24 protein-coding genes and 1 tRNA gene are annotated in these 24,070 nt (G+C 58.2%); 17 read left to right on the plus strand and 8 right to left on the minus strand.

The window, feature by feature from the left end:
* Positions 1-22 precede the first annotated feature (22 nt).
* The gene (locus CAF77_RS20895) at positions 23-964 is read right to left on the minus strand and encodes a folate-binding protein YgfZ (protein ID WP_085655516.1); all 942 of its coding nucleotides are present in this window, start codon (positions 962-964) and stop codon (positions 23-25) included.
* Between the two features lie 149 nt (positions 965-1,113).
* On the opposite strand from CAF77_RS20895, the gene CAF77_RS20900 reads away from it, so the two are divergent.
* Both CAF77_RS20900 and CAF77_RS20905 read left to right on the plus strand, forming a co-directional pair.
* The gene (locus tag CAF77_RS20900) at positions 1,114-1,368 is read left to right on the plus strand and encodes a succinate dehydrogenase assembly factor 2 (protein ID WP_007957989.1); all 255 of its coding nucleotides are present in this window, start codon (positions 1,114-1,116) and stop codon (positions 1,366-1,368) included.
* Positions 1,352-1,804, plus strand: a complete 453-nt coding sequence (locus tag CAF77_RS20905) for a protein YgfX (protein WP_085655515.1) — start codon at positions 1,352-1,354, stop codon at positions 1,802-1,804. The genes CAF77_RS20900 and CAF77_RS20905 overlap by 17 nt, the downstream gene beginning before the upstream one ends.
* Here the strand turns inward: CAF77_RS20905 and nadB are convergent.
* Complete coding sequence (nadB, locus tag CAF77_RS20910) at positions 1,773-3,389, minus strand: L-aspartate oxidase (protein ID WP_085655514.1); 1,617 nt, start codon at positions 3,387-3,389, stop codon at positions 1,773-1,775. The genes CAF77_RS20905 and nadB overlap by 32 nt on opposite strands.
* A 558-nt stretch (positions 3,390-3,947) precedes the next feature.
* Here nadB and rpoE point away from each other — a divergent pair.
* The 4 genes from rpoE to CAF77_RS20930 all read left to right on the plus strand — a co-directional run bounded on the left by rpoE (position 3,948) and on the right by CAF77_RS20930 (position 7,774).
* Positions 3,948-4,529, plus strand: coding sequence for an RNA polymerase sigma factor RpoE (gene rpoE / locus CAF77_RS20915; RefSeq protein WP_003172477.1), 582 nt, complete (start codon positions 3,948-3,950; stop codon positions 4,527-4,529).
* A 31-nt stretch (positions 4,530-4,560) separates the two neighbouring features.
* On the plus strand, positions 4,561-5,148 hold the full coding sequence (locus CAF77_RS20920) for a sigma-E factor negative regulatory protein (protein WP_011332903.1): 588 nt from the start codon (positions 4,561-4,563) through the stop codon (positions 5,146-5,148).
* 8 nt (positions 5,149-5,156) lie between these two features.
* Positions 5,157-6,119, plus strand: coding sequence for a MucB/RseB C-terminal domain-containing protein (locus CAF77_RS20925; protein ID WP_085655513.1), 963 nt, complete (start codon positions 5,157-5,159; stop codon positions 6,117-6,119).
* Between the two features lie 206 nt (positions 6,120-6,325).
* Entirely contained in the window at positions 6,326-7,774 is a 1,449-nt protein-coding gene (locus tag CAF77_RS20930; protein ID WP_085655512.1) for a DegQ family serine endoprotease, read from the plus strand.
* A 78-nt stretch (positions 7,775-7,852) separates the two neighbouring features.
* On the opposite strand, the gene CAF77_RS20935 is transcribed toward CAF77_RS20930, so the two are convergent.
* Positions 7,853-9,286, minus strand: a complete 1,434-nt coding sequence (locus CAF77_RS20935; RefSeq protein ID WP_085655511.1) for a M48 family metalloprotease — start codon at positions 9,284-9,286, stop codon at positions 7,853-7,855.
* Between the two features lie 97 nt (positions 9,287-9,383).
* On the opposite strand from CAF77_RS20935, the gene CAF77_RS20940 reads away from it, so the two are divergent.
* Both CAF77_RS20940 and CAF77_RS20945 read left to right on the plus strand, forming a co-directional pair.
* Entirely contained in the window at positions 9,384-9,623 is a 240-nt protein-coding gene (locus CAF77_RS20940) for a sulfurtransferase TusA family protein (RefSeq protein ID WP_011332907.1), read from the plus strand.
* 32 nt (positions 9,624-9,655) lie between these two features.
* On the plus strand, positions 9,656-10,726 hold the full coding sequence (locus CAF77_RS20945; protein WP_064383099.1) for an AI-2E family transporter: 1,071 nt from the start codon (positions 9,656-9,658) through the stop codon (positions 10,724-10,726).
* Positions 10,727-10,760: 34 nt separating this feature from the next.
* Here CAF77_RS20945 and CAF77_RS20950 read toward each other — a convergent pair whose 3' ends face one another.
* Positions 10,761-11,234, minus strand: a complete 474-nt coding sequence (locus tag CAF77_RS20950) for a peroxiredoxin (protein ID WP_064383101.1) — start codon at positions 11,232-11,234, stop codon at positions 10,761-10,763.
* A gap of 10 nt (positions 11,235-11,244) precedes the next feature.
* Complete coding sequence (locus CAF77_RS20955; protein ID WP_007958014.1) at positions 11,245-11,805, minus strand: glycine cleavage system protein R; 561 nt, start codon at positions 11,803-11,805, stop codon at positions 11,245-11,247.
* Positions 11,806-12,118: 313 nt separating this feature from the next.
* On the opposite strand from CAF77_RS20955, the gene dapA reads away from it, so the two are divergent.
* The 6 genes from dapA (at position 12,119) to CAF77_RS20990 (ending at position 18,109) form a co-directional block, all read left to right on the plus strand.
* Entirely contained in the window at positions 12,119-12,997 is an 879-nt protein-coding gene (dapA, locus tag CAF77_RS20965) for a 4-hydroxy-tetrahydrodipicolinate synthase (protein WP_007958015.1), read from the plus strand.
* A gap of 17 nt (positions 12,998-13,014) precedes the next feature.
* On the plus strand, positions 13,015-14,130 hold the full coding sequence (bamC, locus tag CAF77_RS20970) for an outer membrane protein assembly factor BamC (protein ID WP_064383102.1): 1,116 nt from the start codon (positions 13,015-13,017) through the stop codon (positions 14,128-14,130).
* A gap of 4 nt (positions 14,131-14,134) precedes the next feature.
* The gene (locus CAF77_RS20975; protein ID WP_064383105.1) at positions 14,135-14,896 is read left to right on the plus strand and encodes an MBL fold metallo-hydrolase; all 762 of its coding nucleotides are present in this window, start codon (positions 14,135-14,137) and stop codon (positions 14,894-14,896) included.
* Between the two features lie 28 nt (positions 14,897-14,924).
* Entirely contained in the window at positions 14,925-15,638 is a 714-nt protein-coding gene (purC, locus tag CAF77_RS20980) for a phosphoribosylaminoimidazolesuccinocarboxamide synthase (RefSeq protein ID WP_007958019.1), read from the plus strand.
* Between the two features lie 84 nt (positions 15,639-15,722).
* Positions 15,723-15,812: transfer RNA gene (locus CAF77_RS20985), tRNA-Ser, on the plus strand.
* A gap of 728 nt (positions 15,813-16,540) precedes the next feature.
* On the plus strand, positions 16,541-18,109 hold the full coding sequence (locus tag CAF77_RS20990) for an anti-phage dCTP deaminase (RefSeq protein ID WP_084777048.1): 1,569 nt from the start codon (positions 16,541-16,543) through the stop codon (positions 18,107-18,109).
* A 363-nt stretch (positions 18,110-18,472) separates the two neighbouring features.
* Here the strand turns inward: CAF77_RS20990 and CAF77_RS20995 are convergent, their stop codons facing one another.
* Both CAF77_RS20995 and CAF77_RS21000 read right to left on the minus strand, forming a co-directional pair.
* Positions 18,473-19,369 (minus strand): DUF2950 domain-containing protein, encoded by an 897-nt coding sequence (locus CAF77_RS20995; protein WP_085655510.1) that lies wholly within the window; start codon positions 19,367-19,369, stop codon positions 18,473-18,475.
* Positions 19,366-20,766 carry a DUF3300 domain-containing protein gene (locus tag CAF77_RS21000; RefSeq protein WP_064383109.1) on the minus strand — a complete coding sequence of 467 codons (1,401 nt, stop codon included), beginning with the start codon at positions 20,764-20,766 and terminating at the stop codon, positions 19,366-19,368. Before CAF77_RS21000 ends, CAF77_RS20995 begins: the two co-directional genes overlap by 4 nt.
* A gap of 257 nt (positions 20,767-21,023) precedes the next feature.
* Between CAF77_RS21000 and ppk2 the strand changes: the two genes are divergently transcribed.
* Complete coding sequence (gene ppk2, locus CAF77_RS21005) at positions 21,024-21,848, plus strand: polyphosphate kinase 2 (protein WP_064383111.1); 825 nt, start codon at positions 21,024-21,026, stop codon at positions 21,846-21,848.
* Between the two features lie 59 nt (positions 21,849-21,907).
* Here ppk2 and CAF77_RS21010 read toward each other — a convergent pair whose 3' ends face one another.
* The gene (locus CAF77_RS21010) at positions 21,908-22,099 is read right to left on the minus strand and encodes a DUF1508 domain-containing protein (protein ID WP_064383113.1); all 192 of its coding nucleotides are present in this window, start codon (positions 22,097-22,099) and stop codon (positions 21,908-21,910) included.
* Positions 22,100-22,375: 276 nt separating this feature from the next.
* Here CAF77_RS21010 and CAF77_RS21015 point away from each other — a divergent pair, with 276 nt between their 5' ends.
* Together CAF77_RS21015 and CAF77_RS21020 are read left to right on the plus strand one after the other, a co-directional pair.
* Positions 22,376-23,344, plus strand: coding sequence for a glycosyltransferase family 2 protein (locus CAF77_RS21015; protein ID WP_064383115.1), 969 nt, complete (start codon positions 22,376-22,378; stop codon positions 23,342-23,344).
* Positions 23,345-23,347: 3 nt separating this feature from the next.
* The gene (locus CAF77_RS21020) at positions 23,348-24,058 is read left to right on the plus strand and encodes a bifunctional 2-polyprenyl-6-hydroxyphenol methylase/3-demethylubiquinol 3-O-methyltransferase UbiG (protein ID WP_064383116.1); all 711 of its coding nucleotides are present in this window, start codon (positions 23,348-23,350) and stop codon (positions 24,056-24,058) included.
* The last annotated feature ends 12 nt before the right edge of the window (positions 24,059-24,070 follow it).

The raw sequence follows: 24,070 nt of genomic DNA on the forward strand, positions 1-24,070 counted from the left end.
GGTGTTGCAACAAATGCTGCGATCAACGCTGGATTTCGCGGTCGCGATCCAGTTCGTATGGCAGGTCGAGCAAGTGCAGCGCCGGACCTTCGGCCGAGCCCAGATGCAAGTCGCCCGCTTCGGCAGCTTCGGCCTGCAACACCGCCAGCAGTTCAATATTCTTTTCGGTACGGGCGGCCAGCACCACTTCGCCGATCGAACTGCCGTGGCTCGGGGCGAACAGCGCGGTGCCGGGCTCCGGCAACTCAGCGGCATCCAGTTTCACGCGATACAGGCGACGTTTGAGTTTGCCCAGGTACTGCATGCGCGCGACGATTTCCTGGCCGGTGTAGCAGCCTTTCTTGAAGCTCACACCGCCGACGGCCTGCAGATTGAGCATCTGCGGGATGAACAGCTCGCGGGTGCTCGGCATGACCTGGCCGATACCGGCGCGGATCTGGCCCAGCAGCCATTGATTGAGTTCGGCTTCGGTCAATTGCGCGCACAGCTTGCCTTTGACGGTGTCGGCCTGATCGGCAGGCACCCAGAGTTCGGCACGATTAGGGGAGACGCGAATCGCGATCAGCCCTTCGTGGCGGGCCACGCTGTCTGTTTCTGCCGGCAGTTCCAGACCCAGGCTGCTCAGGGCCGCATCGCCATGATCCAGACCGAAGCGCACCCAGGAGGCGCTTTCGTCGGTCAGTTTCGATTTGGAGAACACGGCGTACTTCTTCAGATCGGCCAGTTGCGGTTCCAGCAGCGCGCCGGCCATCGCCAGCAGCACGCCGTCGTCTTCGAGCACGATGCGGAAACTCGACTGCATCCGGCCTTTCTGTGTGCAGCGGGCACCAAGGCTGGCCTGGGTTTCGCTCAAGTAATTGATGTTGCAGGTCAGCTGGCCTTGCAGGAATTTGCCGGCATCCGCGCCGCGAACCGCGAGAACGCCTTCATGAGACAGGGTGCAGAAAAAAGCAGAATCGGCCATGGGTCATCGCAGGGTAAATAGACTGGGGCACATCATAAGGGGGTGGTGTTGAAATGGGTAGTTCATAAAGGATCGATGGCGCCCGACCAAAGCCGACTGTTCGGCCCGCTTCGGGCCTGTATACTTGCGGCCTATTTGAGGAGGGCTCCATGGTCGAACAAGTTGAACTGAATCGCCTCTTTTGGCACAGCCGTCGCGGCATGCTGGAACTCGACGTGTTGCTGGTGCCGTTCGTGAAAGAGGTCTACGCCAATCTGAACGAGGTGGATCGCGCGCTGTATGTCCGCCTGCTCGAGTGCGAGGATCAGGACATGTTCGGCTGGTTCATGGAGCGCAGCGAATCGGAAGATCCCGAGCTGCAACGCATGGTTCGCATGATTCTGGATCGTGTCCAGCCCAAGTAACACGTTCGAATGCCGCTGGCATGCCTCACGGCAGTTGCTGGCGGCGTATCTGCTGGCCCAAGCATTCGCGCTGGGTACTCTGCTTATATTGTCGATTCCGTTCTGGGCTTCTCTGCTCGGGGTATTCGCGTGTCTCGGTCATGCTGCCTGGGTGTTGCCGCGCCAGATCCTGCTGAGTCATCCCAAGGCATTTTGCCGATTGCGCCGGGACGCCGATGGCTGGCAGTTGTGGAACAAGGCCGATGGCTGGCGGGCGGTGCAATTGCGACCGGACAGCCTGGCGCTGCCATTGATTGTGGTGCTGCGCTTTCGCTTGCGCAGTGAGCGGCGGGTCAGGTCGATCTGTGTGCCCCGAGACTCGCAGGCGGCGGATCTGCACCGACGCCTGCGGGTACGCCTCAAGTTCAGCCGACGTAGGTGGGCGGCACCAGAATAGTGTCAAGTGCTTCGGGCAGCAGGTCTGGGTAGTCGAGTGTGTAATGCAGGCCCCGGCTTTCCTTGCGCTCCATGGCCGAGCGGATCATCAGTTCCGCTACCTGCGCCAGGTTGCGCAACTCGATCAGGTCGCGACTGACTTTATAGTTGCTGTAGAACTCGTCGATTTCATCCAGCAGCAAACGCACCCGATGCTGTGCCCGTTGCAGGCGCTTGTTGGTGCGCACGATGCCCACGTAGTCCCACATGAAGCGCCGTAATTCGTCCCAGTTGTGGGCGATGATCACGTCTTCATCGGAGTCGGTCACCTGGCTGGCGTCCCAGGCGGGCAGGGCACGCGGGATGGCGACGTCGGGCAGTTGCTCAAGAATGTCTGCTGCCGCCGAACGGGCGTAGACGAAGCATTCGAGCAGCGAGTTGCTGGCCATGCGGTTGGCGCCGTGCAGACCGGTGAAGCTGGTTTCGCCGATGGCGTACAGACCCGGCACGTCGGTGCGGCCCTGTTGATCGACCATCACGCCTCCGCAGGTGTAATGCGCAGCCGGTACGACCGGAATCGGTTGCTTGGTGATGTCGATGCCGAATCCGAGGCAGCGCTCGTAGACGGTCGGGAAGTGCGATTTGATAAAGGCTTCGGGTTTGTGACTGATGTCGAGGTAGACGCAATCGATACCCAGGCGCTTCATTTCATGGTCGATCGCACGGGCGACGATGTCTCTAGGTGCCAGTTCTGCACGTGAGTCGAAGCGTTGCATGAAGCGTTCGCCGTTCGGCAGCTTCAAATGGGCGCCTTCGCCGCGCAGGGCTTCGGTTACCAGGAAACTCTTGGCTTGCGGGTGGTAGAGGCAGGTGGGGTGGAACTGGTTGAACTCAAGGTTCGCCACTCGGCAGCCCGAGCGCCAGGCCATGGCGATGCCATCACCACAGGCGCCGTCAGGGTTGCTTGTATATAGATAGACTTTCGCGGCGCCGCCGGACGCCAGGATCACGAAGCGTGCGCCGAAGGTATCGACTTCCCCGGTTTTGCGGTTGAGTACGTAGGCGCCGAGGCAACGTTCGCCTTCCAGCCCCAGCCTGCGTTCGGTGATCAGATCGACCGCTACCCGCTGTTCGAGCAATTCGATGTTCGGGCGTTTTTTGGCTTGGGCCAGCAGGGTCGTGAATATTGCAGCGCCAGTGGCATCGGCTGCGTGGATGATCCGTCGATGGCTGTGACCGCCTTCTCGGGTCAGGTGGAATTCGAAGCCGCCGTCTTCGGTGCCGGACTGTTCGTCGCGAGTGAACGGCACGCCCTGGTCGATCAGCCACTGGATCGCCTCTTTGCTGTGCTCCACGGTGAAGCGCACCGCGTCTTCATGGCACAGGCCGCCGCCAGCATTGAGGGTGTCATCGACATGGGATTCGACGGTGTCGGTGTCGTCCAGCACGGCCGCGACGCCACCCTGTGCCCAATAGGTCGAGCCGTTGGCAAGATCGCCTTTGCTCAGGACGGCGATACGCAAGTGACCGGGCAGGGTCAGCGCAAGACTCAAACCGGCAGCACCGCTGCCAATCACCAGGACATCGTGTTGAAACTGTTGGCTCATTTCAGGATTCCGCTCAAAGCGACCCGGGTCGGGGTTGGCGCAGGACAGGCGGATGGGCGAGTCGAGACAGCCACACAGCCCACTAGTATATAGAGGGGTGGGGCGGCACAATAGCCGGGCGGATATGGCATTGTGAGACTACTGCGACGGAAAAATTCTGACGCTTTGTCGGAAGTTTTTTTCAGCGACTTTGGAAAAAAGCGACTGTATCGCAGATGAAACACGCTTTTTCCGCTCCCGGTTGCACAATGTCGACGCGGCACGTCTATAAATATTTGGAACTTTTGCCAGAGGCCCAAGATCAATAGACAGTTGCCCGAAACAAGGGACAGTGTCGGCTTCAATGCGGAACCTGCGGTTGGGTTCTTGCCGGCGAGCCGATGACAAGATTATTCGCGCAGCCGGTTCATCCCGCGCTGCGTTTTTCGTGCGTGCCAAATCAGAGCCCGCAGGAAACTTGCTTGGAGGGGGAGAACTTTTGCGAAAAGCCCGAGTCTATGTTTGCAAGTCCGGTCGTTTGGCCATGCAAGACTCCTCCGAGTTTATCGAGGAGTGTTCATGCTAACCCAGGAAGAGGATCAGCAGCTGGTCGAACGCGTTCAGCGTGGCGACAAGCGAGCTTTCGATCTGCTGGTGCTGAAGTATCAGCACAAAATTCTCGGGTTGATCGTGCGTTTTGTGCACGACACCCATGAAGCCCAGGACGTCGCACAAGAAGCCTTCATCAAGGCTTATCGAGCGCTTGGAAACTTCCGCGGCGACAGTGCGTTTTATACGTGGCTGTACCGCATCGCCATTAACACGGCGAAAAACTATCTGGTTTCACGCGGCCGCCGGCCGCCGGATAGTGATGTAAGTTCCGAAGATGCAGAGTTCTACGACGGCGATCACGGCCTGAAGGATCTCGAGTCTCCTGAACGAGCATTGCTGCGGGATGAGATCGAAGGCACCGTCCATCGAACCATTCAGCAACTGCCAGAGGATTTGCGTACGGCATTAACTTTGCGCGAATTTGATGGTCTGAGTTACGAGGACATCGCGAGCGTCATGCAATGTCCGGTTGGTACCGTGCGCTCCCGGATTTTCCGCGCCCGGGAGGCCATCGATAAAGCCCTGCAGCCGTTGCTGCAGGAGAACTAAAGACAGCGGCGACAGCCAAGAGAGGAACGCCATGAGTCGTGAAGCCCTGCAGGAATCGCTGTCCGCAGTGATGGATAACGAAGCGGACGAACTGGAATTGCGTCGAGTGCTTAACGCACTGGACGATGTTGAAACCCGTGAAACCTGGGCTCGTTACCAGATCGCTCGGGCAGCCATGCACAAGGATCTGTTGCTTCCGCGTCTGGATCTCGCTGCGGCTGTTTCTGCTGCGCTGGAAGATGAAGCCACCCCTGCGAAAGTGTCTCGCGGCCCATGGCGCAGTCTCGGTCGTCTGGCCGTAGCCGCTTCGGTGACCGTTGCCGTTCTGGCGGGTGTTCGTCTGTATAACCAGGATGAAATCGCTGGCGTTGAACTCGCCCAGCAATCCAATCAGCCTGTCCTTGCAACTCCTCAGGTCAAAGGCCCGGCGGTATTGGCAGGTTACAACGAGAGCTCCGAAGCTACTGGCCCGATGGCCAATGGCGTACTGCAAGGTCAGCCAGGCTGGCATGATCAGCGTCTGCCGGGTTACCTGCGCCAACACGCTCAACAGGCTGCCCTGAAAGGCACCGAGAGCGCGCTGCCTTATGCACGTGCAGCAAGTCTGGAAAACCGTTAAGGGGGATCATGCGCGCCATACCTCTACTTTCGCTTCTGCTTAGCGGCTGGTTCATTGTTCCAGCCCACGCCGACGAGGCTCAGGACTGGTTGACCCGCCTGGGCCAGGCCGAGCAGCAGCAAAGCTTTCACGGCACATTCGTTTACGAGCGTAACGGTAGTTTTTCTACCCACAACATCTGGCATCGCGTCCAGAATGGTCAGGTCCGCGAGCGTTTGCTTCAGCTCGACGGTTCGGCTCAGGAAGTTCTGCGCATTGATGGGCACACTCAATGCGTCAGCGGCACCCTGATTGCGGGTCTGGGGGATTCACCCAACTCTGCCGCCCGTCCGCTTGATCCTAAAAAGCTGAAGAACTGGTATGAGCTTGCCGTCATTGGCAAGTCGCGTGTGGCCGGGCGTGAAGCAGTGATTGTATCGCTGACGCCACGTGATCAGCACCGTTACGGCTTCGAACTGCATTTGGATAAGGAAACGGGTCTGCCGCTCAAGTCGCTGCTGTTGAACGACAAGGGGCAGTTACTCGAGAGATTCCAGTTTACGCGGCTGGATACCTCTGAAGTTCCCTCCGATAGGGACCTGCAAGCCAACTCCGATTGCAAGCCAGTAAATCTCGACAGCGACAAGGCTTCTGCGGTCAAGACCGCGCAGGTCTGGCGCTCTGACTGGTTGCCTCCTGGCTTCGAACTGACCAGCAGTTCCTCGCACAAGGATCCGGAAACCAAGACGCAGGTCAACAGTCTGATGTATGACGACGGTCTGGCCCGATTTTCGGTGTTTCTCGAGCCGTTGAACGGTGCAACCGTCACCGATACCCGGACTCAGCTGGGCCCGACCGTTGCTGTATCCCGCCGCCTGACAACGCCTCAAGGCGAAATGATGGTGACGGTAGTCGGCGAGATTCCAATCGGGACCGCCGAACGGATTGCCCTGTCGATGCGCAATGATGGCGCTGCAACCAGCAAACAGTGAGCTGATTCCAGCTATCTCCACTTCGTCTTCGAGACGTGAAATGTTTGCTGAGCATTTTCATTTGCAAAACACCCGAAAATTTTTTATAGGTCAGAGCCTCTCGGCTCTGGCCTTGTTTGTTGTTCCCGGAACAAAAATGCCGGCCTGTGGTTTCCGGTGTTCCTTGCTCCATATCGCTTAACCCTGCTCGTCGTAACGGGAGCTGTATGTCGATACCAAGCTTGAAGTCTTATCTCTCCATTTTCGCCACGGTGCTGGTGCTCGGTCAGGCTGTTCCTGCAGTCCATGCGGCTGGGGCGGCCAGCCCGGCCAACCTGCCTGATTTCACCCAACTGGTTGAACAGGCCTCGCCTGCGGTGGTGAACATCAGTACCACGCAAAAGCTGCCGGATCGCAAAGTGAACCAGCAAATGCCCGACCTGGAAGGCTTGCCGCCGATGCTGCGCGAGTTCTTCGAGCGCGGCATGCCGCCGCAACAGCGTTCTCCGCGTGGTGATCGCCAGCGTGAAGCGCAGTCGCTGGGGTCGGGCTTTATCATTTCGCCGGATGGCTACATCCTGACCAATAACCATGTGATCGCCGACGCCGACGAAATCCTCGTCCGTCTGGCTGATCGCAGTGAAATGAAAGCCAAGCTGATCGGCACCGACCCACGTTCCGACGTGGCGCTGCTGAAAATCGAAGGCAAGGATTTGCCAGTGCTGAAGCTGGGCAAATCCCAGGACTTGAAAGCTGGTCAGTGGGTGGTGGCAATCGGTTCGCCATTCGGCTTTGACCACACCGTGACCCAAGGCATCGTCAGTGCCGTCGGCCGCAGCCTGCCGAACGAAAACTACGTGCCATTCATCCAGACCGACGTGCCGATCAACCCGGGTAACTCCGGTGGCCCGCTGTTCAATCTGAACGGTGAAGTGGTCGGGATCAACTCGCAGATCTACACCCGTTCCGGTGGCTTCATGGGCGTGTCGTTCGCCATTCCGATCGACGTGGCCATGGACGTTTCCAATCAACTGAAAAGCGGCGGCAAGGTCAGCCGTGGCTGGTTGGGCGTCGTCATCCAGGAAGTGAACAAGGATCTGGCCGAGTCGTTCGGTCTGGACAAACCGGCCGGTGCACTGGTTGCGCAGATTCAGGATGACGGCCCGGCTGCCAAGGGCGGCCTGCAAGTGGGTGACGTGATCCTGAGCATGAACGGTCAACCGATCGTCATGTCTGCTGATCTGCCACATCTGGTCGGTGCATTGAAAGCTGGTGCCAAAGCCAATCTCGAAGTGATTCGTGACGGTAAGCGCAAGAATGTCGAGCTGACCGTAGGCGCCATTCCGGACGAAGACAAGGAGCTGGATGCCCTGCCTAAATCCGGTGCTGAAACCAACAGCAATCGTCTGGGTGTTTCGGTTGCCGAGCTGAGCGCCGAGCAGAAGAAAACCTACGACCTCAAAGGTGGTGTGGTGATCAAGGAAGTGCAGGATGGTCCTGCGGCCCTGATCGGTCTGCAACCGGGCGACATCATCACGCACCTGAACAATCAGGCCATCGGTTCTTCCAAGGAGTTCGCCGAGATCGCCAAGGCGCTACCGAAAAACCGTTCGGTGTCGATGCGCGTTCTGCGTCAGGGCCGTGCCAGCTTCATCACCTTCAAACTGGCTGAATGATCCAGTTGTCCGAGCAGTAAAAAAAACCGCCTCGAAAGAGGCGGTTTTTTTGTATCCGGAATTTGTCTCGGCGCGGGCTTAACCCATCATGTCCTTGACCATACGCTCTTGCTCCATCAGCTCGCGCTGACGGGCATCGATACGCGACGACAGCGGGAAGTTGCTGCCGGCCTTGCGCTTGGCGAAGTCCAGTTGCTGGATCGCCTGGCGATAATCGCCGACCAGCGCGAAATACTCGGCACGGGCCTGATGCAAGCCAATGATGTTGCCGGACAGTCCGCGGGTTTCTGCAACCTGGTACCAGACGTCTGGATCGTCCGGACGCGATTTCAACAAGCCTTCGAGTGCCTTCTCCGCATCGGCGGTTCGGTTCTGTTTCAGCAGCAGATCGACACGCACCTGATTCAGCGGATAGTTGCCAGGATACTGGCTGAGCATCCGGTCAACCCGGGACTGAGCATCGGGCAGTTTGTTGTTGGTGATGTCCAGGTCGATCTGCGCGAGGTTGTAGATGATCTCGTTCGGCGATTTATCCAGCAGTTGCTTGAGATTCTCCCGTGCTTCGTTCAACTGGCCGCCCTTGATCTGGGCGATCGCCAGACCGTATCGAGCCACGTCGTTTTTCGGGTTCTCATCCAGTTGCGCGCGGAAGCGCTTGGCACCAAGGCCCGGCGTTTCTTCATAGGTCAACTGCACCCGCGCCCGGATCAGTTGGTAGCGCTTGCTGTCTTCGATACCGCCGGGTTTAGCCTGTTCGGCGCGGTTGCGGGTGTCGGCGATCCGCGATTCGGTGACCGGGTGGGTCAGCAGGAATTCCGGCGGTTTGCCATCGAAACGATACTGGCGCATCAAACGCTCGAACATGGTCGGCATCGAGCGCGGATCGTAGCCGGCCTTTTCCAGGTTAAGGATGCCAATGCGGTCGGCTTCCTGCTCGTTCTGACGCGAGAAACGTCGTTGTTCCTGAATGGCTGCCGCTTGGGTGCCGGCAATCGCTGCAATCCCGGCATCGCCTGCGCCTGCCGCAGCGATCACGATACCAGCCAGCAGCGCTGCCATCATCGGTACCTGCATGCGCTGCGACGCCTCGACGCCTCGGGCAAAGTGGCGCTGAGACAAGTGAGCCAGTTCGTGGGCCAGTACCGAGGCATATTCACCTTCGGTCTGGGCGTTGAGGAACAGGCCACCGTTGACCCCGACGATCCCGCCCGGTGCGGCGAAGGCGTTCAGCTGCGGGCTGTTGATCAGGATGAACTCCAGGCGTCGGTCATTGACCTGGCTGGTTTCCACCAGCTTATAGACGCTGGACTCGACGTAGTCTTTGAGCTGTGGATCGTTGAGCTGCGAAACCTGGCTGCGCAGCAACGCCAGCCAGGCGCGACCCAATTGATATTCCTGTTGTGGCGAGACGATGGCAGAGCTGGCGTCACCGAGTGACGGCAGGTCGTCGGCGAAGCCCGGTGAGGCGAGCAGGCAAGCGAGCGTCAGCAGGGTAGGGCGCAGAAATGTCATGCACAAAGCCTTAGTCGACAAAGACCTTACTGTAGCCGGACACCGGGTCTGCGACCAGATATTCTAGGCAGCCTGACCACCTGATTCGGAGTGACGCATGACCGACGCTGTAGCCCATGACTGTGAACTGGACGCCAGTGGCCTGAATTGTCCGTTACCGTTGCTCAAGGCCAAGATGGAACTGAACAAGTTGCCCAGCGGTGCAATACTCAAGGTGATTGCCACGGATGCTGGCTCGCAACGCGACTTTCGCACCTTTGCCAAGTTGGCCGGTCATACGCTGCTGCGTGAAGAAGACGAGGCCGGTGTCTACCGTTACTGGCTGAAAAAAGCCTGAAACCGACCGCGTAAATGACCTAAGGAAAATTGATGTTCAAAGTGTTGCGCGACTGGATTCAGCGCTACTTCTCCGATGAAGAAGCGGTGGTGCTGGCGGTGCTGTTGTTTCTCGCCTTCACTGCTGTGCTCACGCTTGGCGGAATGCTTGCGCCGGTGCTGGCCGGCATGGTGCTGGCGTATCTGATGCAGGGGTTGGTGCTCACGCTCGAGCGCCTGCGTGTGCCCGGTGGGGCGGCGGTCGGTCTGGTGTTTGCGTTGTTCATGGGCGTGCTGATGGTGTTCATCGTCGTGGTGCTGCCGCTGCTCTGGCACCAGTTGATCACCCTGTTCAACGAGTTGCCGGGCATGCTTGCCAAGTGGCAATCGCTGCTGTTGCTGCTGCCCGAGCGCTATCCGCACCTGGTTTCCGACGAGCAGGTGCTGCAAGCGATCGAAGCGGCGCGGGGCGAGATCGGCAAGTTCGGCCAGTGGGCGCTGACGTTCTCGTTGTCGAGCTTGCCGCTGCTGGTGAACATCATGATCTATCTGGTGCTGGTGCCGATCCTGGTGTTCTTCTTCCTCAAGGACCGGGCAATGATCGGCGAGTGGGTGCGCGGCTATTTGCCGCGCGAACGGGCGCTGATCACCCGGGTTGCCGAGGAAATGAACCGGCAGATCGCCAACTACATTCGCGGCAAGGTCATCGAGATCGTGATTTGTGGTGGGGTGACCTACATCGCGTTCGTCGCGCTGGGGCTCAATTATGCGGCGCTGCTGGCCCTGTTGGTGGGCGTGTCGGTGGTGGTGCCGTATGTCGGTGCGGTGGTGGTGACCGTACCGGTGCTGCTGATTGCGCTGTTCCAGTGGGGCTGGAGCGATCAGTTCATCTATCTGATGGCGGTTTACGGGATCATCCAGACGCTGGATGGCAACGTGCTGGTGCCGTTGCTGTTCTCCGAAGCGGTCAACCTGCACCCGGTGGCGATCATTTGTGCGGTGCTGTTGTTCGGCGGGTTGTGGGGATTCTGGGGAGTGTTCTTCGCGATTCCGCTGGCGACGCTGTTCAAGGCTGTGCTGGATGCGTGGCCGCGCAAGGAGCCGGCGGTAGCGCCGCTGCTTTGAAAATGGAGCGGCGCCCGCGAGGGCGCCGACAGCATCAGGCCTTGTTCAGCGCCTGAGCAGCAGCCAGCACTGCATCCACATGTCCTGGCACTTTCACGCCGCGCCATTCCTGACGCAGTACGCCGTCCCTGTCGATCAGGAAGGTGCTGCGATCAACGCCCAGGTATTCCTTGCCGTAAAGTTTCTTCAGCTTGATCACGTCGAACAGCTGGCAGACGGCTTCTTCCTTGTCGCTGATCAGCTCAAACGGAAATTCCTGCTTGCACTTGAAGTTCTCGTGGGACTTCAGGCTGTCGCGGGAAATTCCGAAGATTTCCGTGTTGGCAGCCTTGAATGCTGCGTATTGATCGCGAAAGCCCTGGCCTTCGGTCGTGCAGCCCGGGGTGCTGTCCTTCGGATAGAAATAGATCACCACTTGCTTGCCCTTGAGGGCTGACAGTCTGACGGTCTGCCCGCTGGTGGCAGGTGCTTCGAAATCCGTAACCGGTTGGTCGATGACAACGGCCATGAAAGCTTCCTTACATTGGGTTCTGTGGGCGCCACGGTTCGATCAGTGCATCCAGGTTCATGGCGTCGGCGAAATCCAGGAACTGGTCGCGCAGCCAGCTGATCTGGGTGCCGGCGGGCAGGGTCACGGTGAACGTGGCGTTGAGCATGGTGCCGCCGGTCTGCGGTGCCTGATAGGTATCGCACGTCAGGTTTTCCAGCTCGACGTTGTGATCCATGAAGAACTGGCACAGCTCGTTGATGATGTCCGGACGGTACGCCGAAGACACGTAAGCCACGTACGGCAGGGCTTGCGGACGGTTTTCCAGGGCGGCGCTGCGCACCACGTTGACGGTGAACGCATGACGCTTGGCCAGCACCGGCAGGCTGCCTTCAAGGCGTGCCAGGGCGTCCCAGCTGCCGGAGACTTCGAGCACCAGCGCGCTGCACTCGCCGTGGCGGGTCAGGCGCGAGGTAACCACCGCGCAGCGGTTTTCATGGCTGGCGCGGCACAGGACGTTGGTCAGCTCCATGGGATTGGCGCCGAGGGCACTGATGACAAGGAATTGTTCGCGAACTGTGGGGGTGGACATGCAGCATTCCTAAAGCGATGAGCGGTCGGTAGGGAGAGGGCGTTGATTGCCGGGGCAATGCCTGTCCGGAAGGCCCGGTTCGTGTGGCGCTACGGCTTCATGAACAAGCAAGCGTACGGCAACGACACTGGAACGGGGCCCGGGAGGCCGAAACGGGAGGCTGGAACCCGGCGTACAAGCTGATCAGTACCGATCAAAGTCTGAAGGGTAGCGAAAAGCGGCGCCAAGGGGAATGGCGGCACAGTACTTCGCTTGTGCAAGCATCTTGGCGCCAGTACCATTACCGCTCTCTTTTTCCGGCAGGAGCGGTTTCATGATTGCGGGCAGTATGGTGGCACTGGTCACTCCCATGGATGCACAAGGGCGTCTTGACTGGGACAGCCTCAGCAAACTCGTGGACTTCCATCTCAAGAACGGCACCCATGCCATTGTCGCGGTCGGCACCACCGGCGAGTCGGCAACCCTTGATGTAGAAGAACACATCGCCGTCATCAAAGCCGTGGTCAAACAGGTCGCCGGTCGTATTCCGGTGATCGCCGGTACTGGCGCCAACTCGACCCGCGAAGCGGTCGAGCTCACCCGCAACGCTAAAGAAGCCGGCGCCGATGCCTGCCTGCTGGTCGTCCCGTACTACAACAAGCCGACCCAGGAAGGCCTGTACCAGCACTTCAAGCACATCGCCGAAGCGGTCGACATCCCACAGATTCTCTACAACGTTCCCGGCCGCACCTCCTGCGACATGCAGGCCGAGACCGTGATCCGCCTGTCCACCGTGCCGAACATCATCGGCATCAAGGAAGCGACCGGCGACCTGAAGCGTGCCAAGGCGATCATCGACGGCGTGAGCAAGGACTTCATCGTGCTGTCCGGTGATGATCCGACCGCAGTCGAGCTGATCCTGCTGGGCGGCAAGGGCAACATCTCTGTTACCGCCAACGTCGCCCCGCGCGAAATGGCCGACCTGTGCGAGGCCGCGCTCAAGGGCGACGCCGAGACCGCACGGGCCATCAACGAAAAACTGATGCCGCTGCACAAGGACCTGTTCATCGAAGCCAACCCGATTCCGGTGAAGTGGGCTTTGGTCGAAATGGGCCTGATGCACCAAGGCATCCGCCTGCCGCTGACCTGGCTGAGCGCTCCTTGTCATGAAACGCTGCGCTCGGCCCTGCGCCAGTGCAACGTCCTGGTTTAATTGAGGAAGTACAACGCATGAAGCGAATGGCCGGACTTTCCGCACTTGCCTTGATTATCTCCAGCACCAGTGGCTGCGGATGGGTCTGGGGCCCGGAAGGTTATTTCCGTGACCGTGGTAGCGATTACCTGGAAGCGCAACAGACTGCACCGATGCAACTGCCACCGGACGTCAGCACCTCCAAGCGCCTGGATCCGCTGCTGCCGATCCCGCGCAACGTGGCCGACGACACCGCCAAGGGTGAATACATCGTCCCGCGTCCTCAACCGCTGTCGACCGTTGCCGATGCCAGCGACTACTCGCTGCAGAAGAGCGGTGATTCCCGTTGGGTCATGGCCCAGCATCCACCGGCCGAAGTCTGGCCAGTGGCGGTGCAGTACTTCCAGGACAACGGTTTCCGTCTGGATGAACAGCGCCCGCAAACCGGCGAATTCACCACCACCTGGCAGCATTCCGACGAACTGTCCGCCGCCATGGCCAAGCGCCTGAGCGCCGCCGGCGTCAGCACCGACAGTGAAACCCGTGTGCGGGTGCGCATCGAGCCGGGCGTGCAGCGCAACACCAGTGAAGTCTACGTGGTCAGCGCCGAGCGTCCTGCCGGCAGCACCGCCAATGTTGATTTCACCAACCGTTCGGTCAACACCGGCCTCGACGCCGCGCTGGTCGACGACATGCTCGCGAGCATGAGCCGTACCTCCGAGAAGGGTGGTTCGGTGTCGATGCTGGCTTCGCGTGATTTCGATACCCCGAGCCGTGTCAGCCTGAGCGAAGACGGCAGCGGCAACCCGGTACTGAACGTCGGTACGGACCTGGATCGTGCCTGGTCGAGCGTCGGTCGTGCGCTGGAGCAGGGTGAATGGCGCGTTGAAGACATCAACCGCAGCCTGGGTCTCTACTACATCAACTTGTCCGAAAAGGCCGAGAAGAAAGACGAGAAACCTGGTTTCTTCAGCAGCCTGTTCGGCAGCGCGCCGACCAAGGAAGAAGTTGAAGCCCGTGCCGAGCGTTATCAGGTTCGCCTGAGCAAGGTCGGCGAGAACGTTCAGGTGACCGTCGAGAAAAACATCAACACCGTTGCGCCGGCCGATGTGGCCCGCAAAGTGTTGAGCGTGATTCAGGACAACCTGGGCTGATCCAATGCGTTTTGCCGTTCTCGGCAGCGGTAGCCAAGGGAACGGCACGCTGATCGCCAGTGCTGATACGTATGTGCTGGTGGATTGTGGTTTTTCCCTGCGGGAAACCGAAAAACGCCTGTTGCGCCTGGGTGTGAACCCGGCGCAACTGAGCGCGATACTCGTAACCCACGAACATGCCGACCACGTGCATGGCGTGGGTTTGCTGTCTCGGCGCTACAATCTGCCTGTCTACCTCAGTCGCGGCACACTGCGCGGGATGCGCAAACCGATTGAACCTGCCGGTTTCGTGACCGGTGGCGAGCAACTGCAGATCGGTGCTCTGAGCATCGGGGTCATTGCCGTGGCCCATGATGCGCAGGAGCCGACCCAGTACGTATTCAGCGATCAAGAGCAGCGGCGCTTCGGCCTGCTGACCGACCTGGGTTCCTACTGCGAGCGGGTGCTGGACGGTTATCGGGACCTCGATGCGTTGATGATCGAGTCCAATCACTGTCGCGACATGCTGGCCCGTGGTCATTACCCGTACTTTCTCAAGCAGCGGGTGGGCGGTGAGCTGGGACATTTGAACAACCATCAGGCGGCATTCCTGGTGGCCGAGTTGGGCTGGCAAGGCCTGCAACACCTGGTCCTGGCCCATCTGAGCAGCAAGAACAACCTGCCGCAGCTGGCCCGGCAATGTTTTGTCGACACCCTCGGGTGCGACCCGGACTGGCTGCAACTGGCCGATCAAGATTCAGGGCTCGACTGGCGCCACATCGCCTAGCCCATCTACTTAGCAAGCGGAGCCCATCATGGAAAAACGTGAAGAACTCTACCGCGGCAAAGCCAAATCGGTTTACAAGACCGACGACGCTGACCGCTTGATCCTGCTGTTTCGCAACGACACTTCGGCGTTCGACGGCAAGCGCATCGAGCAGCTCGACCGCAAAGGCATGGTGAACAACAAGTTCAACGCCTTCATCATGCAGAAACTCGAAGCGGCCGGCATTCCGACCCAATTCGACAAGCTGCTGGCCGACAACGAAGTGCTGGTGAAAAAACTCGACATGATCCCGGTCGAGTGCGTCGTGCGTAACTACGCCGCCGGCAGCCTGGTCAAGCGTCTGGGCGTCGAGGAGGGCATGAAGCTCAACCCGTACACCTTCGAACTGTTCCTGAAGGACGACGCCAAGGGCGATCCGTTCATCAACGAATCCCACGTTGTGGCCTTCGGCTGGGGCACCGCCGAGCAACTGGCGCGTATGAAAGAACTGTCGCTCAAGGTCAACGAAGTCCTGAGCAAACTGTTCGACGACGCAGGCCTGCTGCTGGTGGACTTCAAGCTGGAATTCGGCGTGTTCAGCGACGGCTCCATCGTCCTGGGCGACGAGTTCAGCCCGGACGGTTGCCGTCTGTGGGACAAGGACACCAAGAAGAAGATGGACAAGGACCGCTTCCGCCAGGGCCTCGGTGACGTCATCGAAGCCTACGAAGAAGTCGCCAACCGTCTGGGCGTACCGCTTTAATCGACGCAAGCATCTGATAGCACGGAAAAAATTTCGTCTGGGGGTTTCCCATTCAGCGAAAGTGTTGTTATGATGCGCGCCGTTGGAGAGATGCCAGAGTGGCCGAATGGGACGGATTCGAAATCCGTTGTACCTTCACCGGTACCTAGGGTTCGAATCCCTATCTCTCCGCCATATATAGAAAAAGCCCCGTAGCTGAGAAGCTACGGGGCTTTTTTGTTTGTACTGTTTTTGCTACTAAAGCTGCGCGCATGTTTTTCCTGCGTAGAGAAAAAAATCTGTCGCCGCTCCTGTGTACAACCTAGATCGGAGTCACCTGCTCAATCTGGTCGCAGCGCTGAAATCGTCTGGAATCTCAGGTATTGGACCGCGACTTTTTCTTTTGAGTAAGCGGTATGCAATGGGGCGACAGACGGATGTCTGATGCGGGTATACGGCTATGCCGCCTCATTGGCCACCTCGCGGACATCAAGAATGTCGTGGTCGTTCATAACGGACCGTCTCACCATCCTCAGGAAGATTTGAAGTGATCTCACCGATCACTTGAAACCCCGTGCCCTGCTCGGATTGTTCTCACAGCTACGCTGAATAGCTAGGTTTTATCGGAGTAGGGAGAAGCAGTCGCTTCTTGAGGTACCCATTGGCCTAGAGAAATTTTGTGATGTGGCGGTCTGAAAATAATGTAGGAAAACTTTCTATCTTGGCGGTCTTCGGAGGAATGCGCCGTATTGCATCAATATTGCATCGTAAAGTCGTACGACTTGTCTTTAATATTCTTACAAATTTATCCGATTTTCGGCTTCCATAGCCTTGGTGCTGATCGCACAGGTAAAGGTAGGCAATTGCGAATTTTAGATTGCGTGCCATGATTAGTAGAGAAAATTTCCAGAAGGATATTTCTTATGGCAGCTGTTGATCCTAGTCTTCGTGTAGTTGGAGGAGTGGAGGTCGGTGCGGGATTTGATGATATAACTGCAATTGATCGGACCCTCACCCCTCAGGTTGTAATCGCGCTTTGTGGGCCATTGGGTACTCCTTTGCATGAGGTTGCTAAAAATTTTAGAGATCTATTGCTTAGCACTGATTATGGTTATGAGCATGTAGAAATAATTAGGCTAAGCGATGAGATTAGAGCTAAATCGAATTTGTCTGGAGATTGCTCAGTAAAAGATTTGATTGAGGCAGGTAACGATTTGCGGAAGGACCATGGTAATGAGGTGCTCGCAAAGCTTGCGATTAGAAGGATCAGTATTGCAAGGGCTTCTGAGCAGGAGAAAGCGGCGGAAGCTAAAAAGTCCGAGCACCCTGATTTGTTTCGCACTGACTCAGATGATAGTTTGGTACCAAATGTTACTCTGAAATGGTGTCATATAATTGATTCGATTAAACATGTTGATGAGTTGCGGCTCTTAAGATCCATTTATGGGGAAATGTTGTACGTCGTAGGTGTGTATTCTCCGATAGAAATGCGAATTTCTCGTCTAGAAGGTGCTTTGAAGGGCGACGGGGTTCATGATCTGATAGATCGAGACTCTGGAGAGGAAATAGATCACGGCCAAAGGGTTGAAGATACGTTTCCTCAGTCGGATTTTTTTTTACGAGTTGAGAAAACTACAGACTCGCATCGAATTAGTAGAGTCAAGCGGTTTCTGGATTTGATGTTGGGGACAATGGTTGCAACCCCTACTGTAAATGAAAGAGCAATGTATGCTGCTTTTTCGGCAGCAAGGAATTCCGCATGCCTTTCTCGTCAAGTTGGTGCTTCAATTACAAGTTGTGAGGGGGAGGTGATTTCCACGGGCTGGAATGATGTTCCAAAGGCTTTTGGTGGTTTGTACCAGACAGAGGGAGATGGACTTAACTTTGATGAGGACCGCCGTTGTTGGAATTTGGATGGAGGTGTTTGCTCAAACGATCAGGAAAAAAAGGTAATCTCTAATTACATTGTAGATAAATTAATCGAGAGTGAACTGATTTCGTTGGATAAGAGAGAGGCTGCTTTAGCAGTGATCAGAGGGAAAACACAGCTCAAGAGTCTCATAGAATTCTCTCGTGCTGTTCACGCTGAAATGCATGCTCTTCTTAATGCAGGAGCGACAGACGGGGGCAAAATTCGCCACGGTAAATTGTTTGTGACGACCTACCCTTGCCACTCTTGTGCGCGACACCTGGTAGCTGCTGGCATCAGAGAAGTGATTTTTCTTGAGCCGTATCGTAAGAGCCTTGCTACCCGTCTTCACCAAGATGCTATAACTGAAAACGAGAGTGACGCGACGAAGGTTAGGGTGCTCCCTTTTGATGGTGTTGCGCCATCGCGATTCCTGAAATTCTTCTCTGCTCACCCCGCTGGTCGGAAAAAAGATGGGCGTATGATTCTCAGAGACGCGGAACCAGTGGCTCGCATATCAATGGAGGCAGTCTCGACTCTTGAAGGACTGGTGGTGAAGGGTCTAGAATCCCGGCGCCTTTGAAGGTGATGACTTGTGGAGCTGTTTATGGATCAGTCAGAGGATAAATGCGAAGCCGGATCTATGGCGCAGCTGTCCTTCAGTTTTGAGGCTGCAAGTTACGGAAATTCTGTTAGTAGCGTTGCTTCCTATGAAGGTGATCTGTCTACTTACAGAGGCTCAGCTAACGCAATTCAGACTAAAAGTGTAGTGCTTGCATTTCCTCAAGATCGAGCGGTTGGAGCTCAGTCTCGGCTTGTGCAGCGAATTGTTCAGCGTAATCGTTTTTTTTGATTATATAGCGTTATCAAATTACATTTAAAAGCCCCGTAGCTGAGAAGCTACGGGGCTTTTTCGTTTCTGATCCAACGCAATTCGACACCCCAACTACTTCTGCCCCAAATCCACCACCTCCCAACTATCATCCGGATCAAACCGCTTCATCGCCTTCGCCACTTTCTCCCCATCCGGCCCGAGGTCCTTCTGAAACACCTGGCCCTCATGGCTGATCATGAAACTCATCACCCCGGTGTCGGCATACTTCGCAGGCCAGGCGATCAAGGCGAATCCGCGACTCATCTTGTCTCCAATCAGATAGCTGTAGGCGCCGCCCGGTGCTGACGGGCCTTGGGCGTCGAGGATGCGGAAGTGGTAGCCGTGCCAGTCTTCGTCGTTGATAGCCTGGCCGAAGGCGGGGCCGAGGGGGCTGATCTGGCCGCTGTCGTCTTCTGGCCAATAGAGGCCGTCGTGTTTGCCGGGGGAGCTGAAGATTTTCTGTGCGTATTCGAGGGCGCCGTCGCCGTCGCGGTCTTCCGAGGCGTAGTCCATTTGGGCGTCGTGGTAGGCCAGCGCCGATTGCACTGCCGCCAGTTCGTTGCGGCCGATGCGACGGGCACGGATTTCGACCTGCGCAGCTTTCATGTCGAAGCGCCAACCGGTTTTGTCTTTGATGAGGGGGATGGGCAGCGTCCAGTGATCGGGCCCGACGGAGAGTACGGCCTTGTTGTCGCCGGTCTTTTCCAGGGTGTGCTGTTCGCGGTATTGCTGGAGGAAGGCATCGACATCGCTGCGCTGCACGCCTTCACGGGGAATGAAGCTGTGCCATTCCTCGCCCAGCAATTCAGTCAGGCGTTTTTGGTCGGCGTGTTGCGTACCGAGGGCTTCGACGAAGGCCTCAGCGGCTTTTTCCGGGGTTGGAAATACTTGCTGGGCCGAGGCGAAGCTCGAAAATGCGAGGCCGGCCGCGAGGATCAGGCAGCTCCTGAGCAGAGAATGAATGTTCATCGACGGCCACCTCCTCTCTGACGCATGCCCCCGCCGGATGGCCGGCTGATCTGATGTCCGGCTACGCGTGAGGTATTGGGACGTTGCGCAGAAATCTGGCTGGCCCGGCCACGATCAGCCTGGACGCGGGTCTGGGACGGAGAGCGCGCGCCGGCGAAGGCGTTGTTCCGCGCACTGCCCGCGGCGGTTCGGGCATGGGACGCACGGTTGTCACGTTGATTAACGCCCGGCTGCCGCGCCTCCCGCGTGTTGCCTTGAGCGCGGTCGGCGGCTCTAGGCCTGTCCGCGCCGCCTTGCATGCGATTGCCAACATTGGCGGATTGCGCTTCGCGGACTTGATTCCGGGCTTCCCGATTGCTGGTGGCGGGACGCTCGATACCGGCTTTGTCCATCGAGTTGCGAGCTCGCTCCCGAGCCTGGGCCCGCTGCGCGTTGTCACCGCGATAGGCGTCACGCTGAGCCGCGCCGTCCAGCTGCCGGCCATACTGCGCGCGACTGCGGTTGTCACGATAAGGCACGCCATCGCGATGCACGGTGTTGTGCTGCCACTTGTTCTGGTTGTTGGTGATGCGGTTATTGCCGTTGATGTTGTTGTAACGGTTTACATCGATGTCGATATCGTTGTTGCCCCAATCACAGTCGCCCCACAACGACGCGACAACCGCCACGCCCGTACCGAAGGCCAGCCCGGCCACCAGTGCCTGACCCGGGTAGTAAGCGGGTGGCGGCGGGTAATACACCGGCGGCGAGGCGGGATAAGGCCAGGTGCCGTAAGTGGTCGTCGGGTTATAGGTCGGGACGTAGACCACCTGCGGATCGGCGGGCTGAATGATGATGGTTGTGTTGTCGGCCGGCTTGGTTGTCCCGGCAGAGATGGGCGGCGTTACGTTCTGCACTGTCACGTTCTGATATTGATTGCTCTGCAGATTGCCCGCCGCCTGGGCCTGACGCCGCAAGCGCTGAACGCCGGCCATGAGTTCGTCAGGCTGGGCCAGAAAGGCATCCCCCAGACGTTGTACCCAGACCGGGTCCTGCCCCAGAGTCGCCAAGACTTGCGGGAACGCCACCAAGGCCTGCACGCTCGGATCCCACGTCTGGCTGGCCACTTGCTTGACCGCATCATCGCCCTTGGCGTCTGGATGCGCCTTGGACCAGCCCGCGGCTTCGGCAACTTCTCCCGGATAAGTGGCGGCCATCAGCACTTGAGCGAGCAGTGGGTCGGGATACAGGGCAATCGACGCGAGCATCTGGTCGAGCTGCTCTGTGGTAAACACGGCATCTTTGGCAGAAGCGGTGGCCGCCGCCGGAGCCGCAGGCGCATCGGCGGCCTGCAACAAGAGCGGTGCAGCGCTCAAGGCGAGCAGGAGCGACGCGGCGCGCAAGAGCGAACTGTGCATGACCTCTTCCCCACATCCAGATGGCAGGTTTGCAACACGCCAGGCATCAACGGCCGACATCGGACGTTGCGCCGTGATGGAGAATGGTTGGCGATTGGCATTCCGTCAAAAGTTGTACAGGCTTTTTCGAAATAAGCACGTTGCCTGTGAGTTACCGCACGTTTGCTTGCGTTTTGCGATAAATGACTAAACTTTCCGGTTCCAGGCCATGCAATGCCAACGAGCCTGGCTGTCGCTCCAACCCGAGAGGTCTGGTCATGGCAAAGGGAAAGAAGAAAGACTCGCCCCGAGAAAAACCTGAGGAACATACAAAGCTGTCAAACAAGGACTACCTTGCCGAGCTGCGCCGTCTGCATATCGAACTGGTGAAAATGCAGGAATGGGTCAAGGCCGAAGGCATCAAGATCTGCATCATCTTCGAAGGCCGTGACGGTGCGGGCAAGGGCGGCACCATCAAGGCGCTGACCGAGCGGGTCAGCCCGCGAGTCTTTCGCGTCATCGCGTTGCCAGCCCCGACTGATCGCGAGAAGAGCCAGATGTACCTGCAGCGCTATCTGCCGCATTTGCCGGCCGCTGGCGAAGTGGTGATCTTCGATCGCAGTTGGTACAACCGCGCCGGTGTCGAGCGGGTAATGGGCTTTTGCACGGACAAACAGGTCGAAAAGTTTCTCAAGACCGTGCCGCTGGTGGAGCGCGCAGTTGTCGGTTCGGGGGTGATCCTGCTCAAGTACTGGCTCAATGTCAGCCAGGAAGAACAGACCCGGCGCCTGGAGGCGCGGATTGTCGACGGGCGCAAGATCTGGAAACTGTCGCCGATGGACCTCAAGTCCTACAGCCGCTGGTATGACTACTCCCGGGCGCGGGACGACATGATCGAAGCGACCGATACCGATTACGCACCATGGCTGGTGGCCAACTCGAACGACAAGCGTCGGGCGCGGCTCAATATCATTTCCGACCTGCTCAGTCGCATCCCCTACAAAGAGGTGCCGCGAGAGAAGGTGAGATTGCCCAAGCGGCAGAAACCGGGGGGATACAAAGAGTCGGATTATCCCTTCAGGCACATTCCCGAAAGGTTCTGAAGCTACTTCAGAAGTCGCCGGAGCTGCCAACTCAGGCAGCCCGGCGTCCTGGACAGTCCTCAGATCTCCTTGACCGGCGTATCCCCCTGCACACCCTTGATCAATTCGATCACGTGCAGACAATCCGCCTTGTTCACATACGACTCGCCACTGGCGACCGTCTCGTGATTCCCCGCCCTCAATCTCCAGCGCCATTGGCCCTTGCCGGTGCTCGGGGTGCCTTTGGATTGCCTGTAAATCTCGAAATACATTCAGTTCGCTCCATGCGATTTATGTGCGACAGCCTGTGTGACGCCTCGACGCAAGCCTAGCGGAGCGCGGTTTTTTGGCTATCGGGGATTTGTTTCCAATCGTTCGTGAATGTTTCTGGAAGGCGCGGGCCAGAGCGCAGGGATCGTCCTCCGGATTGGCCGGAACGCCCTCGTTTCACCCTTGCATGACATTCCGGGCTGCTGCTTAATACGGTGCGGCTCATGGCGTCGAACAGCGTTCGGCGACCGACAATCACTATAAGAAAGAGCAGTCCATTGACCCATCCGCACGGAACGCAACACGCGGGCCCGGTGAAGTTGTCGCTGGTGATCCCCGTATTCAATGAAGAGGACAGCCTCGACGGCTTTCTCCTGCGCATTCGTCAGGTGTTCGCGCAAGAGACGCTGGTCGAACTGGAACTGGTGTTCGTCAATGACGGCAGTTCCGATGCAACGCTGGAACGTTTGCTGCATTGCCAGCAGAGCGATTCGCGCATCCGCATCGTCGATCTGAGCCGCAATTTCGGCAAGGAGGCGGCGCTTTCCGCGGGTTTGCAGATGGCCACCGGGCAAATCGTGGTGCCGATCGATGTCGATCTGCAGGATCCGCCCGAGGTCATCCTGCAAATGATCGAGCGCTGGCGCGAAGGTTTTGAAGTGGTGCTTGGCCACCGCATCAGCCGGCGCAACGACTCCTGGGCCAAGCAGACCTCTGCCAGTTGGTTCTATCGCCTGCACAACAAAATTGCCGAACAGTCATTGCCGGAAAACGTCGGTGATTTCCGACTGATGGATCGCTGCGTGGTCGACGCGCTGCTGACATTGCCCGAATCCCGGCGCTTCATGAAAGGCCTGTTCGCCTGGGTCGGATTTCGCACCACCCAGGTCGAGTACGAACGCCCGGAGCGGGCGGCGGGGCAGAGCAAGTTCAATGGCTGGCGACTGTGGAATTTCGCCCTGGAGGGCATCACCAGTTTCAGCACCGAACCGCTGCGGATCTGGACGTATCTGGGGGCGCTGGTCTCTCTGGTGTCGTTCGCCTTTGCGATGTTCATTGTGCTGCGCACGCTCATTCATGGCGTTGACTTGCCCGGTTACGCCTCGCTGATGGTTGCCGTGACGTTTCTCGGCGGCTTGCAATTGATCGGTATCGGCGTGCTCGGCGAGTATCTGGGCCGCACTTATATCGAAGCGAAGCGCCGGCCGGTTTTCCTGGTGCGCCGCATTTACGAATCCAAGGACTGACAGATGGATCTCAAGGAAACCGACATCCTCGGCGACAGCATCGGCGAGCATTGGTATTACTGCTCCAAAGCGGCCGCCACCCGCCGCTTGCTGGGTGAAACGCCGATCAAACGAATTCTCGACGTCGGCGCCGGTTCAGGATTTTTCTCCCATCACTTGTTGACCCACACGGCGGCGCGCGAAGCGTGGTGCGTGGACATCAGCTACCCGGCCGATTCAAGCGCCACCACCGTCGGCAAACCGGTGCATTACCGTCGCTCGATCGACAACGTCGACGCTGATCTGGTGTTGCTGATGGATGTGCTGGAGCACGTCGATGACGATCTAGGCCTGCTCAAATCCTACGTCGACAAAGTGCCGTCCGGCAGCCGCTTTCTGATGACCGTGCCGGCGTTCCAGTTCATGTGGAGCGGGCACGATGATTTTCTCGAACACAAACGTCGCTACACCCTGGGGCAATTCGAGGCTCTGGCGGGTAACGCCGGATTGACGGTGGAGCGGGGCGCCTATTACTTCGCAGTGGTCTTCCCGCTTGCGCTGGCGTCGCGCCTGTTACCCGGCGGCGCTCGAGGGGCGGCCCCGCGTTCGCAGCTGAAAAAACACCATCCGCTGGTCAATATGCTGCTGAAAACCCTGTGCAGTCTTGAGTTGCCGTTGATGGGCATCAACCGTGTGGGCGGTCTGAGTGTGTTCGTGCTGGCGCGCAAGCCGTGACGATACCCCAGA

Source organism: Pseudomonas sp. R15(2017) (assembly GCF_002112685.1).
Lineage (GTDB): Bacteria > Pseudomonadota > Gammaproteobacteria > Pseudomonadales > Pseudomonadaceae > Aquipseudomonas > Aquipseudomonas glycinae.

What these genes read in the sequence shown, in the direction of transcription:
- ppk2 (WP_064383111.1), top strand. Translation starts at nt 21,024, where the DNA reads ATGGCAAAGGGAAAGAAGAAAGACTCGCCCCGAGAAAAACCTGAGGAA.
- CAF77_RS20895 (WP_085655516.1), bottom strand. Translation starts at nt 964, where the DNA reads ATGGCCGATTCTGCTTTTTTCTGCACCCTGTCTCATGAAGGCGTTCTC.
- CAF77_RS20920 (WP_011332903.1), top strand. Translation starts at nt 4,561, where the DNA reads ATGAGTCGTGAAGCCCTGCAGGAATCGCTGTCCGCAGTGATGGATAAC.
- CAF77_RS20930 (WP_085655512.1), top strand. Translation starts at nt 6,326, where the DNA reads ATGTCGATACCAAGCTTGAAGTCTTATCTCTCCATTTTCGCCACGGTG.
- CAF77_RS21000 (WP_064383109.1), bottom strand. Translation starts at nt 20,766, where the DNA reads ATGCACAGTTCGCTCTTGCGCGCCGCGTCGCTCCTGCTCGCCTTGAGC.
- CAF77_RS20900 (WP_007957989.1), top strand. Translation starts at nt 1,114, where the DNA reads ATGGTCGAACAAGTTGAACTGAATCGCCTCTTTTGGCACAGCCGTCGC.
- CAF77_RS20975 (WP_064383105.1), top strand. Translation starts at nt 14,135, where the DNA reads ATGCGTTTTGCCGTTCTCGGCAGCGGTAGCCAAGGGAACGGCACGCTG.
- bamC (WP_064383102.1), top strand. Translation starts at nt 13,015, where the DNA reads ATGAAGCGAATGGCCGGACTTTCCGCACTTGCCTTGATTATCTCCAGC.
- CAF77_RS21010 (WP_064383113.1), bottom strand. Translation starts at nt 22,099, where the DNA reads ATGTATTTCGAGATTTACAGGCAATCCAAAGGCACCCCGAGCACCGGC.
- CAF77_RS20950 (WP_064383101.1), bottom strand. Translation starts at nt 11,234, where the DNA reads ATGGCCGTTGTCATCGACCAACCGGTTACGGATTTCGAAGCACCTGCC.
- nadB (WP_085655514.1), bottom strand. Translation starts at nt 3,389, where the DNA reads ATGAGCCAACAGTTTCAACACGATGTCCTGGTGATTGGCAGCGGTGCT.
- CAF77_RS20935 (WP_085655511.1), bottom strand. Translation starts at nt 9,286, where the DNA reads ATGACATTTCTGCGCCCTACCCTGCTGACGCTCGCTTGCCTGCTCGCC.
- CAF77_RS21020 (WP_064383116.1), top strand. Translation starts at nt 23,348, where the DNA reads ATGGATCTCAAGGAAACCGACATCCTCGGCGACAGCATCGGCGAGCAT.
- CAF77_RS20990 (WP_084777048.1), top strand. Translation starts at nt 16,541, where the DNA reads ATGGCAGCTGTTGATCCTAGTCTTCGTGTAGTTGGAGGAGTGGAGGTC.
- CAF77_RS20955 (WP_007958014.1), bottom strand. Translation starts at nt 11,805, where the DNA reads ATGTCCACCCCCACAGTTCGCGAACAATTCCTTGTCATCAGTGCCCTC.
- rpoE (WP_003172477.1), top strand. Translation starts at nt 3,948, where the DNA reads ATGCTAACCCAGGAAGAGGATCAGCAGCTGGTCGAACGCGTTCAGCGT.
- CAF77_RS20945 (WP_064383099.1), top strand. Translation starts at nt 9,656, where the DNA reads ATGTTCAAAGTGTTGCGCGACTGGATTCAGCGCTACTTCTCCGATGAA.
- dapA (WP_007958015.1), top strand. Translation starts at nt 12,119, where the DNA reads ATGATTGCGGGCAGTATGGTGGCACTGGTCACTCCCATGGATGCACAA.
- CAF77_RS20995 (WP_085655510.1), bottom strand. Translation starts at nt 19,369, where the DNA reads ATGAACATTCATTCTCTGCTCAGGAGCTGCCTGATCCTCGCGGCCGGC.
- CAF77_RS20925 (WP_085655513.1), top strand. Translation starts at nt 5,157, where the DNA reads ATGCGCGCCATACCTCTACTTTCGCTTCTGCTTAGCGGCTGGTTCATT.
- CAF77_RS20940 (WP_011332907.1), top strand. Translation starts at nt 9,384, where the DNA reads ATGACCGACGCTGTAGCCCATGACTGTGAACTGGACGCCAGTGGCCTG.
- purC (WP_007958019.1), top strand. Translation starts at nt 14,925, where the DNA reads ATGGAAAAACGTGAAGAACTCTACCGCGGCAAAGCCAAATCGGTTTAC.